Below are 17,600 nucleotides of genomic sequence, written 5' to 3' on the forward strand. Positions count from 1 at the left end.
AGCACTGCAAAGGCAGGTTCTTTAAGGTAAGGAGGTGATCCAACCGCAGGTTCCCCTACGGTTACCTTGTTACGACTTCACCCCAGTCATGAATCACAAAGTGGTAAGCGCCCTCCCGAAGGTTAAGCTACCTACTTCTTTTGCAACCCACTCCCATGGTGTGACGGGCGGTGTGTACAAGGCCCGGGAACGTATTCACCGTAGCATTCTGATCTACGATTACTAGCGATTCCGACTTCATGGAGTCGAGTTGCAGACTCCAATCCGGACTACGACGCACTTTATGAGGTCCGCTTGCTCTCGCGAGGTCGCTTCTCTTTGTATGCGCCATTGTAGCACGTGTGTAGCCCTACTCGTAAGGGCCATGATGACTTGACGTCATCCCCACCTTCCTCCAGTTTATCACTGGCAGTCTCCTTTGAGTTCCCGGCCGGACCGCTGGCAACAAAGGATAAGGGTTGCGCTCGTTGCGGGACTTAACCCAACATTTCACAACACGAGCTGACGACAGCCATGCAGCACCTGTCTCAGAGTTCCCGAAGGCACCAATCCATCTCTGGAAAGTTCTCTGGATGTCAAGAGTAGGTAAGGTTCTTCGCGTTGCATCGAATTAAACCACATGCTCCACCGCTTGTGCGGGCCCCCGTCAATTCATTTGAGTTTTAACCTTGCGGCCGTACTCCCCAGGCGGTCGACTTAACGCGTTAGCTCCGGAAGCCACGCCTCAAGGGCACAACCTCCAAGTCGACATCGTTTACGGCGTGGACTACCAGGGTATCTAATCCTGTTTGCTCCCCACGCTTTCGCACCTGAGCGTCAGTCTTTGTCCAGGGGGCCGCCTTCGCCACCGGTATTCCTCCAGATCTCTACGCATTTCACCGCTACACCTGGAATTCTACCCCCCTCTACAAGACTCTAGCCTGCCAGTTTCGAATGCAGTTCCCAGGTTGAGCCCGGGGATTTCACATCCGACTTGACAGACCGCCTGCGTGCGCTTTACGCCCAGTAATTCCGATTAACGCTTGCACCCTCCGTATTACCGCGGCTGCTGGCACGGAGTTAGCCGGTGCTTCTTCTGCGGGTAACGTCAATTGCTGAGGTTATTAACCTCAGCACCTTCCTCCCCGCTGAAAGTACTTTACAACCCGAAGGCCTTCTTCATACACGCGGCATGGCTGCATCAGGCTTGCGCCCATTGTGCAATATTCCCCACTGCTGCCTCCCGTAGGAGTCTGGACCGTGTCTCAGTTCCAGTGTGGCTGGTCATCCTCTCAGACCAGCTAGGGATCGTCGCCTAGGTGAGCCGTTACCCCACCTACTAGCTAATCCCATCTGGGCACATCTGATGGCAAGAGGCCCGAAGGTCCCCCTCTTTGGTCTTGCGACGTTATGCGGTATTAGCTACCGTTTCCAGTAGTTATCCCCCTCCATCAGGCAGTTTCCCAGACATTACTCACCCGTCCGCCGCTCGTCACCCGAGAGCAAGCTCTCTGTGCTACCGCTCGACTTGCATGTGTTAGGCCTGCCGCCAGCGTTCAATCTGAGCCATGATCAAACTCTTCAATTTAAAAGTTTGATGCTCAATGAATTAAACTTCGTAATGAATTACGTGTTCACTCGTTGAGACTTGGTATTCATTTAGTGTCCGAAGACATTAAGAATCCATGTCACTTTGAGTGCCCACACAGATTGTCTGATAAATTGTTAAAGAGCAGTGCCGCTTCGCTTTCGCTGCGGCGCGGGGTGTGCATATTACGCCTTCCCGCTACAGAGTCAAGCGTTTATTTTGCTTTTCTCTGCTGACCCGGCGGCGTGTGTGCCGTTGTTCCGTGTCAGTGGAGGCGCATTATAGGGAGTTATTCCGAAGCCGCAAGGATAAAGTGAAAATTATTTTCCAACCGCTCACTTTCCAGGCGAATCACATTCCAGACCTCAATTTTCGCCTGGTTTTTAAACAAAAACGAGCCGCAAGCGGCTCGTTTTTTGGTTTTGTGACTTACTGCACTGCCACAATGCGATCGTCGTTGGCTTCCAGACGGATAACTTTGCCTGGAATTAACTCTCCGGAGAGGATCTGCTGCGCCAGCGGATTTTCGATCTGCTGTTGGATAGCACGTTTTAATGGACGCGCACCGTACACCGGATCGTAACCATTTTCGCTCAGCAGCTTCAGTGCCTCGTCGGAGATGTGAATTTCATATCCACGCTCTTCCAGACGTTTGTACAGACGCTGCAACTGGATCTGCGCAATCGACGCAATGTGTTTCTCACCCAGAGGATGGAATACCACCACTTCATCAATACGGTTGATGAACTCAGGACGGAAGTTATGGCTCACGACACCGAGCACCAGATCCTTCATATGGCTATAGTCCAGCTCACCGAAACGTTCCTGAATCAAATCGGAACCCAGGTTCGAGGTCATGATGACAACCGTATTACGGAAGTCGACTGTTCTCCCCTGCCCATCGGTCAGACGACCATCATCCAGCACCTGAAGCAGAATGTTGAAGACATCTGGATGCGCTTTCTCTACCTCGTCCAGCAGAATGACGGAATAAGGACGACGACGCACCGCTTCTGTCAGATAACCACCTTCTTCATAACCCACGTATCCCGGAGGTGCCCCGACCAGACGCGAAACAGAGTGCTTCTCCATAAACTCGGACATGTCGATACGCACCATCGCATCATCGCTGTCGAACATAAAGTTAGCCAGCGCTTTACACAGCTCGGTTTTACCGATACCGGTTGGCCCCAGGAACAGGAACGAGCCAATTGGGCGATTCGGATCGGACAGCCCTGCACGGCTACGACGAATAGCGTTGGAAACCGCTTCAACCGCCTCGTTCTGACCAATTACCCGGTTATGTAAATCCTGCTCCATACGCAGCAGTTTTTCACGCTCACCTTCCAGCATGCGCGCCACTGGGATACCGGTCCAGCGCGCCAGCACTTCGGCAATTTCCGCATCCGTCACTTTATTACGCAACAGACGCATCGTTTTGCCTTCGGACTGCGTAGCAATCTCAAGCTGTTTTTCCAGCTCAGGTATTTTGCCGTACTGGAGCTCTGACATTCGCGCCAGATCGCCCACACGGCGTGCCTGCTCAATGGCAATTTTTGCCTGTTCGAGTTCCGCCTTTATGGTCTGAGTGCCGGAAAGGGATGCTTTCTCGGCTTTCCACTCTTCTTCCAGCTCAGAATACTGGCGTTCTTTATCGTCCAGTTCTTCATTGAGCATATCCAGGCGTTTCTTACTGGCTTCATCAGACTCTTTCTTCAGCGCCTGCTGTTCCAGCTTGAGCTGGATGATACGACGGTCGAGCCTGTCGAGCTCTTCCGGTTTCGAGTCAATCTGCATACGAATGCTCGAAGCCGCTTCATCGATCAGGTCGATTGCTTTATCCGGCAACTGACGATCGGCAATATAACGATGCGAAAGCGTCGCCGCCGCAACGATGGCCGGGTCAGTGATCTGCACGTGGTGGTGCAGCTCATAACGCTCTTTCAGACCACGCAAAATCGCGATGGTATCTTCAACGCTTGGCTCAGCCACAAACACTTTCTGGAAACGACGTTCAAGTGCAGCATCTTTTTCAATGTACTGACGATACTCATCAAGCGTAGTGGCACCGACGCAGTGAAGTTCACCACGCGCCAGCGCAGGTTTCAGCATGTTCCCGGCATCCATCGCGCCGTCCGCTTTACCCGCACCGACCATAGTGTGCAGTTCGTCGATAAACAGGATAACGTTGCCTTCCTGCTTCGCCAGATCGTTAAGCACGCCTTTGAGGCGCTCTTCAAACTCGCCGCGGTATTTCGCCCCGGCCACCAGCGCGCCCATATCCAGCGCCAGTACACGACGGCCTTTTAACCCCTCCGGCACTTCACCGTTGACGATACGCTGCGCCAGCCCTTCAACAATGGCGGTTTTACCGACACCCGGTTCGCCAATCAGTACCGGGTTGTTCTTGGTACGACGCTGCAATACCTGGATAGTACGGCGGATCTCTTCGTCACGGCCGATAACCGGGTCAAGTTTGCCCTGTTCAGCACGTTCGGTCAGATCGACCGTAAATTTCTTCAAAGCCTGACGTTGGTCTTCGGCTCCCTGATCGTTCACGCTTTCACCTCCGCGCATTTTCTCAATCGCCTGAGTCACATTGGCGGTGGTCGCACCGGCAGATTTCAGCAGGTCGGTCAAGGTACCGCGTGATTCAAGCGCCGCCAGAACAAACAACTCTGACGAAATAAAGTTGTCCCCACGTTTTTGCGCCAGCTTGTCGCAAAGGTTCAGCACACGCACCAGATCCTGCGACGGTTGAACGTCGCCGCCGGTACCTTCTACCTGCGGTAAGCGGCTCAGCGCCTGATCGATGGCTGTGCGTAACTGGCCAGCATTAATGCCAGCGGACGTTAATAAAGGACGTACCGATCCCCCTTCCTGATTCAGCAAGGCGCTCATTAAATGAAGAGGTTCGATAAATTGGTTGTCGTGCCCCAGTGCAAGGGACTGGGCATCGGCGAGAGCAAGCTGGAATTTATTAGTAAGACGATCCAGACGCATAACTCCTCCCATAACAGGTCAAATTTGCTACTGGAGATTAAATGAGGTCATCCCTCAATTATTCAAGGTTAATGACCTGAATTATGTGAAAAGAAAACGGCACGTGCCGGATCGTCTTGATTCTTTAGGTTATATCAGCCAAATAAAACTTGCCATACGACCCGTCGTCTTGTCGCGGCGATAAGAGAAAAAATCACCCTTTTCGGTGAAGGTACAGCGATTGCCACCGAAGATCTGCGTCACACCGACATTATTCAGACGCTGGCGAGCAAGCTGGTAAATATCAGCCAGATATTTATCCCCCGAAGGCAGGAAGGCGTCCACTGCTTGCGGATCTTTATCCATAAATGCTTCACGGACCTCAGGCCCCACCTCAAAAGCGCGAGGACCAATGGCCGGGCCAAGCCAGGCCATGATATTGGCAGGTTCATCTTTAAAGCAGGAGACGGTCTCCTCCAGCACCCCTTCACACAGGCCACGCCATCCCGCATGCGCTGCTGCGACCTCGGTGCCTGCACGATTACAGAACAGCACAGGCAGACAATCAGCAGTCATTACGGCACAAACCGTTCCCGGAATATTACTATAAGAGGCATCAGCGCGTTTTGAAGCGTAGGGTTCTCCCGTCAGCTTCAGCACCGTTTTTCCATGAACCTGTTCCAGCCAAACCGGTTTTGACGGCAAGTTCCCCGCAGCAAACAGACGCTTGCGGTTTTCTTCAACGTGCTCCAGGTTGTCGCCACAGTGTGCACCGAGGTTCAGTGACTCCCACGCCCCCTGGCTCACACCGCCAATACGGGTTGAACTGCAGGCGGCCACACCTGCAGGCAATGGCCATTCCGGGACAATCAGTTTGGTCATAACCAGTCCACTTGATCCTTATGTTCTTCGAAATCGGCACGCATGGCGTCAATAAGTTCCACCATATCCTGCGGGATAGGTGCATGCCACTCCATCTGAATACCAGTGATAGGATGGTAAAGACGCAGCATGGTCGCGTGTAGCGCCTGACGATCGAATTTACGTAGTACGCTGATGAACTCATCCGATGCGCCTTTTGGCGGACGTGGACGGCCACCGTATACCTGATCCCCCACCAGCGGATGGGTAATGTGGGCCATATGCACACGGATCTGGTGAGTACGCCCGGTTTCCAGACGCAGACGCAGACGCGTATGGATACGGAAGTGCTCCATGATGCGATAGTGCGTCACCGCGGGTTTACCCATCGGATGCACCGACATATGAGTACGTTTGGTTGGGTGACGGCTGATTGGCTCTTCCACTGTTCCACCAGAGGTCATATGCCCAATGGCTACCGCTTCATACTCTCGAGTGATTTCGCGCAGCTGCAGCGATTCCACCAGACGGGTCTGAGCTGGAACGGTCTTCGCCACCACCATCAAACCGGTGGTGTCTTTATCCAGACGGTGAACGATTCCCGCGCGCGGGACATCTGCGATCGGCGGATAATAATGGAGAAGTGCGTTAAGAACTGTACCGTCAGGATTCCCCGCCCCCGGATGAACAACCAGGTCGCGCGGCTTGTTGATCACCAGAATGTCATCATCTTCATAGACGATGTCCAGTGGGATATCCTGCGGCTCGAAGCGGATTTCCTCTTCGATTTCAGCATTGATGGCGACAGCTTCCCCACCTAACACTTTCTCTTTTGGTTTGTCCCAGATCTTGCCGTTTACCAGCACGCGCTGGTCAAGGATCCATTCTTTTATGCGTGAACGCGAATAATCAGGGAACAATTCGGCCAAAGCCTGATCTAAGCGTTGACCGAGCTGATTTTCGGAGACTGTTGCGGTGAGTTCTACTCGTTGTGCCATAAACTGCTTCTTCGTTTAACGTTGGGTTTTACGGCTTTGCCGTTTAATATAGTGTGCTATTGTAGCTGGTCTTAATCGGGAGCAGGAACAGAGTTTCTCCCGGACAAACATTTGAGGAAAGTCAAAACGTCATGACGCGCATGAAATATCTGGTGGCAGCGGCCACGTTGAGCCTGGCTTTGGTGGGCTGCTCCGGTTCAAATGAACAGGTCCCTGACAATCCGCCGAATGAAATCTATGCGACTGCACAACAAAAGTTGCAGGACGGTAACTGGAAACAGGCGATAACGCAACTGGAAGCGTTGGATAATCGCTATCCATTTGGTCCGTATTCGCAGCAGGTACAGTTAGATCTCATCTACGCATACTACAAAAATGCCGATCTGCCGCTGGCTCAGGCAACCATCGATCGTTTCATGCGTCTGAACCCGACTCATCCTAACATCGACTATGTGATGTACATGCGCGGCCTCACCAACATGGCGCTGGACGACAGTGCGCTGCAGGGCTTCTTCGGCGTGGATCGTTCCGACCGCGACCCACAGCACGCACGTGATGCCTTCAATGACTTCTCCAAACTGGTGCGCGGCTATCCGAACAGTCAGTACGTGACTGACGCGACCAAACGTCTGGTGTTCCTGAAAGATCGTCTGGCGAAATATGAATACTCCGTGGCGGAATACTATACCCGCCGTGGCGCATGGGTTGCCGTGGTTAACCGCGTAGAAGGTATGTTGCGTGATTATCCGGATACTCAGGCAACGCGTGATGGTCTGAAGCTGATGGAAAATGCTTACCGTCAGATGCAGATGACCGCTCAGGCTGAAAAAGTAGCGAAAATCATCGCCGCAAACAGCAGCAACACCTGATATTGCCTCAATGTAAAACGGCAGCCCGAAGGCTGCCGTTTTTTTATTCATTCTGGATATAAGCTGAAGCGGTTTAGCCTCAACACATCCTATCAACTATGACCGCAATTTTTACCTTCCACAAGGTAAATCTCACCTCTTCCTGCCCTGCCTCACAAAAAAGATTCCCTGACAAAAACCGACAAAATAACGTGATCTAAATCACACATTTTGACATTAGGTCGGGTATGCTGGAATCACCAAGACGGAAAGACAAGAGGTAAAATTTATGACAATGAACATTACCAGTAAACAAATGGAAATTACTCCGGCAATTCGCCAGCACGTCGCAGACCGTCTCGCCAAACTGGATAAATGGCAAACTCATTTGATTAACCCACATATCATCCTGTCCAAGGAGCCGCAGGGTTTCATCGCTGACGCAACTATCAATACTCCAAACGGCCATCTGGTCGCCAGCGCAAAACATGAAGATATGTACACCGCAATTAACGATTTGATCAACAAGCTGGAACGGCAGCTCAATAAAGTGCAACACAAAGGTGAAGCCCGTCGCGCCACAACATCGGTGAAAGACGCCAGCTTCGCGGAAGAAGTTGAAGAAGAGTAATCCTTTAAATTGAGTGTACCGCCAACGCGCCTTCGGGCGCGTTTTTTATTGACAGGGTGAAAACAGTACGGGTACTTTAACGGTATCAAGCACAGGATGATTTCATGAAACTAACGCCGTTTTTCTTCGCATTCTTTTTTACCTTCCCCTGAATGGGAGGCGTTTCGTCGTGTGATAAAGAATGCGAAGACGAACAACAAGGCCTCCCACCCCGGGAGGCCTTTTTTATTGATAACGATAAAACGAGACAGGCAACACTATGACACCGGAAAACCCGTTACTGGATCTACGCGTTAAAATCAGCGCGCTGGATGAGAAATTACTGGCGCTGCTGGCAGAACGCCGATTGCTCGCCGTCGAAGTGGGTAAAGCTAAACTGGATTCCCACCGCCCGGTACGTGATATCGACCGCGAGCGTGACCTGCTGGAGCGCCTGATTCAGCTCGGCAAAGCGCATCACCTGGATGCGCATTACATCACCCGCCTGTTCCAGCTCATCATCGAAGATTCCGTTCTGACCCAGCAAGCGCTGTTGCAGCAGCATCTGAACAAAACCAATCCGCACTCTGCCCGTATCGCGTTTCTGGGTCCGAAAGGTTCGTATTCACACCTGGCGGCACGTCAGTATGCAGCCCGCCATTTCGAAGAGTTTATTGAAAGTGGATGCGCGAAGTTTGCCGATATTTTCAATCAGGTTGAAACCGGCCAGGCTGATTACGCCGTGGTCCCGATTGAAAATACCAGCTCCGGTGCCATCAATGATGTCTACGACCTGCTGCAACACACCAGTCTGTCGCTGGTTGGTGAGCTGACCATTCCAATTGACCATTGTGTCCTGGTCTCTGGCTCCACTGACCTGAGCAAAATCGAAACGGTGTACAGCCATCCGCAGCCGTTCCAGCAATGTAGTCAGTTCCTGAACCGCTATCCGAACTGGAAAATTGAGTACACCGAAAGCACCTCTGCGGCGATGGAAAAAGTGGCGCAGGCAAATTCCCCAACCGTTGCTGCACTGGGTAGCGAGGCCGGTGGCGCGCTGTATGGCCTTCAGGTACTGGAACGAAACCTGGCAAACCAGACGCAAAACATTACCCGCTTCGTGGTGCTGGCCCGCAAGGCAATCAATGTGTCCGATCAGGTACCCGCGAAAACCACGCTGCTGATGGCCACCGGCCAACAGGCTGGTGCGCTGGTTGAAGCTCTGCTGGTACTGCGTAACCACAACCTGATCATGACCAAACTGGAATCGCGCCCGATTCACGGCAACCCGTGGGAAGAGATGTTCTATCTTGATATTCAGGCCAATCTGGAATCTGCATCAATGCAGAAAGCCCTGCGTGAGCTGGGGGAAATCACCCGCTCAATGAAAGTCCTCGGCTGCTATCCAAGCGAAAACGTTGTCCCGGTCGACCCGGCCTAACGTTCGATAAAGCGGCTTTTCTTCATCCCTGCCACGCTGACTGGCAGGGTGAAGATGGCCCCGGAAAGCGGATATTGCGCTATCTCCGCTTCGTCCATATTTTCCCGGGTGGTCGTTATAAATAACGTCTTCATATCGTCACCGCCAAAGCAGACCATCGTCGGGCAACGAACCGGTAGTCTGTATTCCTCGAGCTGTTCGCCCTCAGGTGAAAATCTGGCGATACGCCAGCCATCAAACAGCGCGGTCCAGTAACAGCCTTCCTCGTCCATCGCTGCACCGTCAGGTATCCCCTCACCTTCCTGAAACCGTCGGAAAACGTCTCGCTTGCCAGGCTCTCCCTGTTCATCCAGCGGCGTACGATAGATAACGCCGTTTGGCGTATCAGAGGTAAACATCCATTGTTTATCCGGACTAAACGCTAAACCGTTGTGCCCGTGAATATCGCACTGGATCACTTTCGGTGTCAGGTCGTTGTCGATGCGCATCAGCAGGGCACCGTTGTAATCTCCTGGCCCCCAAAACGTTCCCGCGTAGAACCGCCCCAGATAATCGGTGCCGCCGTCGTTAAAACGTGCGAGCTGCGGGTTAGAGGGGTTATCACACACCTTGCGGCGCAGCAGGCCGTGTTTATCGGTCAGCCAGATACCCGTTCGCATCGCAACGATAAAACCACCCTGCTCGCGCAAAGCAAAACAGCCCACCTCTTCATGGAATGAAAGCACGGTGTGTTCAGCCGTCAGCAGATGATATCGGTGGATCTTCCCTTCCAGAATATCAGCCCAGTAGAGCGCACTCTCTTCTGCACTCCACGTTGGGCACTCAGGCAGATGTCCGGTGTAATTCAACAGTAGCTGCGGTTCAGCCATGACAGTTCCCCAAAATGAAAAAAGCCAGCATTGCTGGCTTTTAGTATATACATCATCGCATTACTGGCGACTGTCATTTGCCTGACGCAACAACGTACGGCTCTCACTCTGGAAACGCTGTGCGTAATCGCCAAACCAATGCTCGACTTTGCGGAAGCTGTCGATAAACGCCTGCTTATCTCCGTGCTCCAGCAGCGTAATGGCTTCGCCGAAACGCTGATAATAGCGCTTAATCAGTGCCAGGTTGTTCTCAGACGACATAATAATGTCGGCGTAAAGCTGGGGATCCTGCGCAAACAGACGCCCGACCATCGCCAGTTCCAGACGATAGATGGGTGAAGAGAGTGCCAGCAGCTGTTCAAGCTGCACATTCTCTTCCGCCAGATGCAGCCCATAAGCAAAGGTCGCAAAGTGGCGGAGCGCCTGAATAAACGCCATGTTCTGATCGTGCTCAACCGCGCTGATACGGTGCAACCGTGCACCCCACACCTGAATCTGTTCCAGGAACCATTGATAGGCTTCCGGCTGACGACCATCACAGTAAACAACTACCTGCTTCGCCAGACTACCGCTGTCCGGGCCAAACATAGGGTGCAGACCCAGCACCGGGCCGGTATGCGCCGCCAGCATCGCCTGAAGCGGACCATTTTTAACAGATGCCAGATCGACCAGGATGCAATCTTTCGGTAATGGAGGAAGCTTCCCGATAATCTGTTCCGTCACATGGATCGGTACGCTGACGATCACCATTCCGGCATCTTTCATGAGTTCCGGAGCTTTTGCCCAATCCTCTTTTTCCAGAATGCGCACCTGGTAACCAGAAAGCGCCAGCATTTTTTCAAACAGACGTCCCATCTGGCCGGCACCACCCACAATGACCACCGGACGCAGGGACGGACAAAGGGTTTTGAAGCCCTTGTCATTTTCACTCGAATAAGATTCCCGCATCACACGACGCAAGACATCTTCAATCAAATCCGGAGAGACACCCAGCGCCTGAGCCTCTTTGCGACGAGAGGCCAACATTGAGGCTTCACGCTCCGGCACATAAATCGGCAGGCCGTATTTGCTTTTAACCTCACCGACTTCAGCAACCAACGCCATGCGGCGCGCCAGCAAGTCCAGCAGCGCCTTATCCACTTCATCTATTTGATCGCGTAATGCGGTCAATTCAGCAACCATACCTAACCTCTTAAGCCAGACGCGTCGCCAGCTGGCCGTTTAAATCTTTATGGATCTCACGCAGCAGCGCATCGGTGGTTTCCCAACTGATGCAGGCATCCGTCACGGATACACCATGCTTCATTGCGCTGCGCGGCTGTTCAGATGATTGATTGCCTTCATGAATATTGCTCTCAATCATCAGACCGATAATAGAACGATTGCCATCTTTGATCTGCGCGACCACCGATTCCGCAACCGCAGGCTGACGACGGTAATCTTTGTTCGAATTACCATGACTGCAATCTACCATCAGTGCAGGACGCAGTCCCGCCTGCTCCATCTCTTTTTCGCACTGCGCCACATCCGCCGGGCTGTAATTTGGTGCTTTACCCCCGCGCAGGATCACATGACCATCCGGGTTGCCCTGCGTTTGCAGAAGACAAACCTGTCCTGCCTGGTTAATACCGACAAAACGGTGCGGCATTGCGGCGGCGCGCATCGCGTTGATCGCGGTAGCCAGGCTGCCATCAGTACCATTTTTAAAACCAACCGGCATCGACAGTCCTGACGCCATCTCGCGGTGAGTTTGTGATTCCGTGGTGCGCGCACCAATTGCGGACCAGCTGAACAGATCGCCCAGGTATTGCGGGCTATTCGGATCCAGCGCTTCCGTCGCCAGCGGCAGCCCCATGCTGACCAGTTCCACCAGCAGGCGACGCGCAATCTTCAGCCCCGCTTCCACATCAAACGAGCCATCCATGTGCGGATCGTTAATCAACCCTTTCCAGCCAACGGTGGTACGTGGCTTTTCAAAATAGACGCGCATCACCAGATAGAGGCTATCGCTGACCTCCTCCGCTAATGCTTTAAATCGATGAGCGTACTCAATGGCGGTTTCAGGATCGTGAATGGAGCAAGGACCACAGACCACCAGCAGGCGCGGATCGCGGCCAGCGATGATGTCAGAAATGGTCTGGCGAGAATGCTCAATCTGAGCCTCCTGCGCAACGCTCAGCGGGAACTCCGCTTTCAGTTGATCCGGCGTAATTAAAACCTGTTCGTCAGTGATATGTACGTTGTTCAGCGCGTCTTTTTGCATGATGGCGATCCTGTAAAACTCGTTTGCGATAGTTGTTTTCCTCTAAGAGGTGAGACCACCATACCATAAAAAGTAAACATTTCAATCCAAAATTCGTACACTTTAATTTACACAAGCCAATTTATTGCCATTATCATGGTGCAAAAACGTAAACTTTAAATTACACTGCAACTTTCTTTAGCCAGGCTATGCTGAAGAAAAAAGGAGAATGGCTATGCGTTCAATTGCTCTCGCGCTGTTGTCGCTGTTTTTATCGGGCTGCCAGATCAATCCTTACACCTTCCAGCCCGACTGGACCAGTCCATCCTGGTTTGATGCAGGTAAAGAAGACGCCATGAACGGCCTGCCGGTTAAAGATAACCAGACCCTGGCCGATAGTTTTAACGACCCACACGTTGATCGTAGTGAATATCTCCGTGGCTATGCCGATGGTCAGAAGAAAGTCTGTGAAGAAGGTTTTATTCACGCCTGGGGATTAGCAGGCAAATCTTTTCCAGCCAGTTGCGATACTGCCGAAAACGCAGCAAAACTGCATGAGTCATGGCAAAAAGGGATGGATGAAAGTATGCGTTCCAGCAGACTAAATTAAGTCTGTTTTTATCCATCGGAAAATAAACAACAGTAGGATTTAGCTTAGGTCGGCCTCGGGTTATTTCTGACATAATGACGGCTTTGATAAACAATGGTATTCTGCCCGCAACTCTCAAGGACATCTATTTCCGGAGCGATGTGGCGGATTCTGGTGAGAAATTCATTCTTGATCTGGTAATGGTGCCAACTTACTGATTTAGTGTATGATGGTGTTTTTGAGGTGCTCCAGTGGCTTCTGTTTCTATCAGCTGTCCCTCCTGTTCAGCTACTGAAGGCGTGGTGCGTAACGGTAAAAGTACTGCCGGACATCAGCGCTATCTCTGCTCTCACTGCCGTAAAACATGGCAGCTACAGTTCACTTACACCGCTTCTCAACCCGGTACGCATCAGAAAATCATTGATATGGCCATGAATGGCGTCGGATGTCGCGCCAGTGCACGCATTATGGGCGTTGGCCTCAACACGATTTTACGACACTTAAAAAACTCAGGCCGCAGTCGGTAAACTCACGCATACAACCGGGCAGTGACGTCATTGTTTGCGCGGAAATGGACGAACAGTGGGGTTACGTCGGCGCTAAATCACGCCAGCGCTGGTTGTTTTACGCGTATGACAGGATACGGAGGACGGTTGTGGCGCACGTATTCGGTGAACGCACGTTGGCCACGCTGGAGCGTCTTCTGGGCCTGCTGTCGGCCTTTGAGGTCGTGGTATGGATGACGGATGGCTGGCCGCTGTATGAATCACGCCTGAAGGGAGAACTGCACGTTATCAGCAAGCGATATACGCAGCGCATTGAGCGGCATAACCTGAATCTGAGGCAGCATCTGGCAAGGCTGGGCAGGAAGTCACTGTCGTTCTCAAAATCGGTGGAGCTGCATGACAAAGTCATCGGGCATTATCTGAACATAAAACACTATCAGTAAGTTGGAGTCATTACCCTTGATCTCTTTTTTCCGACTCACTCTGGCACTAATGCTGTTCCTTATGGTGGGCCCAGCGACGGCAGGCGCGCTTACGGAAACGGATAAATCGGTACGCTCTATTGTCTCAGGTATTGTGAGCTATACGCGATGGCCGTCGCTATCCGGGCAGCCTAAACTCTGCGTTTATGCCTCTTCTCACTACACACATGCACTCAGCGACGAAGAAGGGCAGAACAGCGGGTTACCTTATACTCCTGTCATTGTACGTAACGATCGGGAAGCCCTGGCCGAAACGTGCGATGCTATTTATTTCGGGTCTGAATCGCCTGCAAAACAACTTGAATTAATAAGTCAATATCAGGGCAGAGCATTGCTATTAATCTCAGAGCAAAATCCGGAATGTGCTATTGGCAGTGCCTTTTGCCTGATAATCGATCGCGGTCAGGTACGGTTTTCTGTCAATCTTGATGCGTTGACTCGCAGTGGCGTGAGAGTCAGTCCGGATGTATTAATGCTTGCACGGAATAAGCAGCATGGATAAAGATTTCACGTCAACACCACGCCCGACGTTTAAAAGAACATTGAGGCGAATCAGCATGATAAGCGTCATCATAACGATGACATTAATATGGTTATTGCTCTGCTTTGCATCCGTCGTGACATTAAAGCAATACGCACAAAAAAATCTCGAATTAACCGGCGCAACAATGAGCCACAGCCTTGAAGCCTCCCTGGTTTTCAATGATTCACTGGCGGCCAATGAAACACTTGCCACCCTCGGTAAACAGGGTCAGTTTGCCGTGGCAGAAGTCGTGAACGTGCATAAAAAGCGGTTTGCTTACTGGTCATGGAATCCGGAAGATAATACCGACACGCTGGGCGCGCTGGTCAGCCGCTGGCTTTTCCCCGAACCCGTTTCGCAGCCCATCATGCATAATGGTTCGATGATCGGCGAAATTCGCCTTACCGCGCGTGACAGCCTCATCAGCCATTTTATCTGGATGTCATTTGCCGTTCTCACCGGCTGCATTCTTTTTGCTACCGTCGTCGCGCTCACCATTACGCGATCGTTACATCATGGCATGGTAACGGCCTTGCAAAACATTACCGACGTTGTTCATGACGTACGCACTAACCGCAACTTCTCCCGCCGGGTGAAAGACGGCCGTATCGAAGAATTTCACCAGTTTGGTGAAGACTTCAACAGTCTTCTGGATGAGATGGAGGAGTGGCAGCTGAAGCTACAGGCGAAAAACGCCCAGTTGCTACGTACCGCCATGCACGATCCATTGACCGGTCTTGCCAATCGGGCGGCTTTTCGTAACAGCATCGCGGCATTAATGAACGACATCTCCGCGAAAACAAACTCTGCTCTGCTGTTCCTCGACGGCGATAATTTTAAGTTTATTAATGACACCTGGGGGCATGCGGCAGGCGATTGCGTTCTAATTGAAGTCGCCAGCAGGATGGTTGAATTTGGCGATAAACGTTATCAATCATACCGCCTCGGCGGTGACGAATTCGCCATGGTGCTATACGGCGTGCATTCTGAACTCGAGGTCCAACACATTTCTGCTGCACTATCGCAGCAGTTTATCCGTCCGTTTGATCTGCATAATGGGCACACTGCATCAATGTCACTCAGCATTGGTTATGCTCTGGCGTGGGAAAATACCTCAGTAGAGGCATTACTGGAGCATGCCGACCGCAATATGTATCTGGTGAAAAACCAGCGTTCGAAAACAATATCCTGAAAGGAATACGATATGTTAAAGCGATACTTCGCGCCGTTGTTACTGGCATCACTTGTCCTGGCTGGCTGTCAGACTCCGACAAAAGGGAAATTCACTCCAGAGCAAATCGCGGCAATGAAGTCATACGGCTTTAACGAATTAAATGGCGACTGGTCTCTGGGGCTGTCGGACAAAATCCTGTTTGATAAAAATGACGCCACACTGCGCCCGGAAAGTGAAACCCAGATCCAGACGATGGCCTCACGACTGGCAGCGACCGGCTTAAACCATGCCCGCATGGATGGTCACACAGATAACTATGGCGAGGATGGCTATAACGAGGCGCTTTCATTAAAACGCGCGAACGTCGTGGCAGACGCGTGGGCAAAAGGGGCAAATATCCCGCGCAGTAATCTCACCACGCAGGGATTAGGTAAAAAATATCCGGTTGCGAGCAACAGTACCCCGCAAGGGCGTGCTGAAAACCGCCGGGTGGCAGTCGTTATCAGCACACCATAAGGTTATTTAGCGGATGATTCGGCGAGCGACACGCCAGTTGCCGCTCGCCAGCGCAGCCAGTCAACCAGAACAAACAGAGCCAGACTCACGCCCATTACTGGCAACGCCAGCCCCAGCAGTATACTGATTATCGCCGTGACGACCTTTCCCCATCCCGAAAGCGCAAGCCAACTCTGACAAAGCGTCTGGACCGGATTTGCCGTCGATTGCGCTGGACGACGCATCCACCACATCCGGTATCCCCAGAGAATTAGCACACACAACGCCAGGCCAAACGCCACAAGAAGCAGCTGATTAACCAGCCCGAATAAGATCCCCATATGGAAATCCACCCCCCAGCGGGTGAGCTTCGCCATCAACGGGAAATCCTCGAAGCGGGTTCTGTCCAGAATCTGCATCGTATTGGGATCAACCGCCACGGCGTCGACCTGAGTCGGCCAGCTGCGATCGATTTCCGTCACAGTCCAGGCTTGACTCTCTGCTTTCGCCGGGCGGATCTCCAGCTTATTGGCCTCAATCCCTGCGTTACGTGCAGCGCTTAACACACCGTCAAACAGAGTCAAATCCATCGCCATTTCAGGCATCATCATTCCGCCGTGATGACCATGATGTTCAGCATGCTCATCCACGATCTCCTGCTGACCGGAAAGTGTCGTGTTCACCTGCGGAGTTAGCCAGTTCATCTCAGCACGCAGCTTATCAACGTTTCCCCCTGCCCACTGAGACCAGGTAAGGCCAGTCACTGAGAACAGCAGCATTCCCCCCAGCAACGTCCAGCCTAACGTCACATGCACGCGACGCCGATTCTGGAAACGATTGTTAATTCGGCGTTTTGGTCGGGTATAAAACCACAGGGCAATCCCTCCCAGCGCGGCAACCCACATCCACGAGGCCGCCAGCTCGCTATAGAGCCGCCCGACATCACCCAGCATCAGCGAGGTATGCAGATAATCAATGGTCTGGCGGAGCGGTAAAATTCCGCTGGTGCCATACACCGTCATATCGCCACGCACCGCAAGGCTGACTGGATCGATAAAAATAGCGCGGGTCTCCGATGGGCCAAGCGCAGGGTCAGCAAACATCACACGGGTGGTTTCACCCGCCACCAGGCCAGGACGAACGGCGTGTAGACGCAGATCGGTGCCAACGGTTTTTTCAGCAACGGCAATTTGTTCCGCCAGCGGCTGCGGCTCGCCCACGGAATTCGTGTGGAGCGCATGCCGGTAGAGCGCATTCTCCAGCTGCGGCGTTGCCACATACAGCATACCTGTCAGAGCAGCGAAGAAGATAAACGGGCCGACAAACAGACCGATATAGAAATGAAGGCGACGCAGCAGGTTTCCCCATGCCGCGTGCGAGGTGCAGGTAGTCATACTTTTCCTTTTTAAGGTA

The 17,600-nt window shown here is 52.3% G+C and carries 16 protein-coding genes, 1 rRNA gene and 1 other annotated feature; of the genes, 9 read left to right on the forward strand and 8 right to left on the reverse strand.

The window, feature by feature from the left end:
- Nucleotides 1-27 precede the first annotated feature (27 nt).
- From LCD46_16985 to rluD, 4 genes are all read right to left on the reverse strand, one after another.
- Nucleotides 28-1,567 (reverse strand): 16S ribosomal RNA (locus LCD46_16985).
- A 429-nt stretch (nt 1,568-1,996) separates the two neighbouring features.
- Nucleotides 1,997-4,570, reverse strand: a complete 2,574-nt coding sequence (gene clpB, locus LCD46_16990) for an ATP-dependent chaperone ClpB (protein UOY69746.1) — start codon at nt 4,568-4,570, stop codon at nt 1,997-1,999.
- 129 nt (nt 4,571-4,699) lie between these two features.
- On the reverse strand, nt 4,700-5,431 hold the full coding sequence (gene pgeF, locus LCD46_16995; protein UOY69747.1) for a polyphenol oxidase: 732 nt from the start codon (nt 5,429-5,431) through the stop codon (nt 4,700-4,702).
- The gene (rluD, locus tag LCD46_17000; protein UOY69748.1) at nt 5,428-6,408 is read right to left on the reverse strand and encodes a 23S rRNA pseudouridine(1911/1915/1917) synthase RluD; all 981 of its coding nucleotides are present in this window, start codon (nt 6,406-6,408) and stop codon (nt 5,428-5,430) included. Before rluD ends, pgeF begins: the two co-directional genes overlap by 4 nt.
- A gap of 131 nt (nt 6,409-6,539) precedes the next feature.
- Between rluD and bamD the strand changes: the two genes are divergently transcribed.
- The 4 genes from bamD (at nt 6,540) to pheA (ending at nt 9,307) form a co-directional block, all read left to right on the forward strand.
- Complete coding sequence (gene bamD / locus LCD46_17005; GenBank protein UOY69749.1) at nt 6,540-7,277, forward strand: outer membrane protein assembly factor BamD; 738 nt, start codon at nt 6,540-6,542, stop codon at nt 7,275-7,277.
- A 268-nt stretch (nt 7,278-7,545) separates the two neighbouring features.
- Nucleotides 7,546-7,887, forward strand: a complete 342-nt coding sequence (gene raiA, locus LCD46_17010) for a ribosome-associated translation inhibitor RaiA (protein ID UOY69750.1) — start codon at nt 7,546-7,548, stop codon at nt 7,885-7,887.
- A 103-nt stretch (nt 7,888-7,990) separates the two neighbouring features.
- Nucleotides 7,991-8,116 (forward strand) — a sequence feature (Phe leader region).
- The gene (gene pheL, locus LCD46_17015; protein UOY72991.1) at nt 7,992-8,039 is read left to right on the forward strand and encodes a pheA operon leader peptide PheL; all 48 of its coding nucleotides are present in this window, start codon (nt 7,992-7,994) and stop codon (nt 8,037-8,039) included. (Overlaps the previous feature by 48 nt.)
- A gap of 30 nt (nt 8,117-8,146) precedes the next feature.
- Complete coding sequence (pheA, locus tag LCD46_17020; GenBank protein UOY69751.1) at nt 8,147-9,307, forward strand: bifunctional chorismate mutase/prephenate dehydratase; 1,161 nt, start codon at nt 8,147-8,149, stop codon at nt 9,305-9,307.
- Here the strand turns inward: pheA and LCD46_17025 are convergent.
- Genes LCD46_17025 through aroF form a run of 3 tightly spaced genes read right to left on the reverse strand, consistent with a single transcriptional unit; the run spans nt 9,304 to nt 12,439 of the window.
- Nucleotides 9,304-10,176 (reverse strand): SMP-30/gluconolactonase/LRE family protein, encoded by an 873-nt coding sequence (locus tag LCD46_17025; GenBank protein ID UOY69752.1) that lies wholly within the window; start codon nt 10,174-10,176, stop codon nt 9,304-9,306. The two genes, pheA and LCD46_17025, sit on opposite strands and share 4 nt — an antisense overlap.
- Nucleotides 10,177-10,236: 60 nt before the next feature.
- Nucleotides 10,237-11,358: a bifunctional chorismate mutase/prephenate dehydrogenase gene (gene tyrA / locus LCD46_17030; GenBank protein ID UOY69753.1), complete on the reverse strand. Its 1,122-nt coding sequence runs from the start codon at nt 11,356-11,358 to the stop codon at nt 10,237-10,239.
- A 10-nt stretch (nt 11,359-11,368) separates the two neighbouring features.
- Nucleotides 11,369-12,439, reverse strand: a complete 1,071-nt coding sequence (aroF, locus tag LCD46_17035; protein UOY69754.1) for a 3-deoxy-7-phosphoheptulonate synthase AroF — start codon at nt 12,437-12,439, stop codon at nt 11,369-11,371.
- 214 nt (nt 12,440-12,653) lie between these two features.
- On the opposite strand from aroF, the gene LCD46_17040 reads away from it, so the two are divergent.
- From LCD46_17040 to LCD46_17060, 5 genes are all read left to right on the forward strand, one after another.
- Nucleotides 12,654-13,028, forward strand: a complete 375-nt coding sequence (locus LCD46_17040; GenBank protein ID UOY69755.1) for a DUF2799 domain-containing protein — start codon at nt 12,654-12,656, stop codon at nt 13,026-13,028.
- A gap of 230 nt (nt 13,029-13,258) precedes the next feature.
- Nucleotides 13,259-13,956, forward strand: a protein-coding gene (locus LCD46_17045) for an IS1 family transposase (GenBank protein ID UOY69756.1) whose coding sequence is annotated in 2 segments (ribosomal slippage) — nt 13,259-13,508 and nt 13,508-13,956 — 699 coding nt in all. Because the reading frame shifts where the segments join, the coding sequence is not laid out codon by codon here.
- A gap of 49 nt (nt 13,957-14,005) precedes the next feature.
- Nucleotides 14,006-14,497, forward strand: coding sequence for a YfiR family protein (locus LCD46_17050; protein ID UOY69757.1), 492 nt, complete (start codon nt 14,006-14,008; stop codon nt 14,495-14,497).
- Complete coding sequence (gene dgcN / locus LCD46_17055) at nt 14,490-15,710, forward strand: diguanylate cyclase DgcN (protein UOY69758.1); 1,221 nt, start codon at nt 14,490-14,492, stop codon at nt 15,708-15,710. Before LCD46_17050 ends, dgcN begins: the two co-directional genes overlap by 8 nt.
- A gap of 12 nt (nt 15,711-15,722) precedes the next feature.
- On the forward strand, nt 15,723-16,208 hold the full coding sequence (locus tag LCD46_17060; protein ID UOY69759.1) for an OmpA family protein: 486 nt from the start codon (nt 15,723-15,725) through the stop codon (nt 16,206-16,208).
- A 2-nt stretch (nt 16,209-16,210) separates the two neighbouring features.
- On the opposite strand, the gene LCD46_17065 is transcribed toward LCD46_17060, so the two are convergent.
- A complete protein-coding gene (locus tag LCD46_17065; protein UOY69760.1) occupies nt 16,211-17,581 on the reverse strand; it encodes a PepSY domain-containing protein in 1,371 nt (456 codons plus the stop codon).
- Nucleotides 17,582-17,600 lie beyond the last annotated feature (19 nt).

It is taken from the genome of Enterobacter ludwigii, assembly GCA_023023105.1.
Taxonomy (GTDB): domain Bacteria; phylum Pseudomonadota; class Gammaproteobacteria; order Enterobacterales; family Enterobacteriaceae; genus Enterobacter; species Enterobacter adelaidei.

Bases quoted from the DNA above. Each gene is read 5' to 3' on its own strand.
- clpB (UOY69746.1), bottom strand. From the start codon at position 4,570: ATGCGTCTGGATCGTCTTACTAATAAATTCCAGCTTGCTCTCGCCGAT.
- pgeF (UOY69747.1), bottom strand. From the start codon at position 5,431: ATGACCAAACTGATTGTCCCGGAATGGCCATTGCCTGCAGGTGTGGCC.
- rluD (UOY69748.1), bottom strand. From the start codon at position 6,408: ATGGCACAACGAGTAGAACTCACCGCAACAGTCTCCGAAAATCAGCTC.
- bamD (UOY69749.1), top strand. From the start codon at position 6,540: ATGACGCGCATGAAATATCTGGTGGCAGCGGCCACGTTGAGCCTGGCT.
- raiA (UOY69750.1), top strand. From the start codon at position 7,546: ATGACAATGAACATTACCAGTAAACAAATGGAAATTACTCCGGCAATT.
- pheA (UOY69751.1), top strand. From the start codon at position 8,147: ATGACACCGGAAAACCCGTTACTGGATCTACGCGTTAAAATCAGCGCG.
- LCD46_17025 (UOY69752.1), bottom strand. From the start codon at position 10,176: ATGGCTGAACCGCAGCTACTGTTGAATTACACCGGACATCTGCCTGAG.
- tyrA (UOY69753.1), bottom strand. From the start codon at position 11,358: ATGGTTGCTGAATTGACCGCATTACGCGATCAAATAGATGAAGTGGAT.
- aroF (UOY69754.1), bottom strand. From the start codon at position 12,439: ATGCAAAAAGACGCGCTGAACAACGTACATATCACTGACGAACAGGTT.
- LCD46_17040 (UOY69755.1), top strand. From the start codon at position 12,654: ATGCGTTCAATTGCTCTCGCGCTGTTGTCGCTGTTTTTATCGGGCTGC.
- LCD46_17050 (UOY69757.1), top strand. From the start codon at position 14,006: ATGCTGTTCCTTATGGTGGGCCCAGCGACGGCAGGCGCGCTTACGGAA.
- dgcN (UOY69758.1), top strand. From the start codon at position 14,490: ATGGATAAAGATTTCACGTCAACACCACGCCCGACGTTTAAAAGAACA.
- LCD46_17060 (UOY69759.1), top strand. From the start codon at position 15,723: ATGTTAAAGCGATACTTCGCGCCGTTGTTACTGGCATCACTTGTCCTG.
- LCD46_17065 (UOY69760.1), bottom strand. From the start codon at position 17,581: ATGACTACCTGCACCTCGCACGCGGCATGGGGAAACCTGCTGCGTCGC.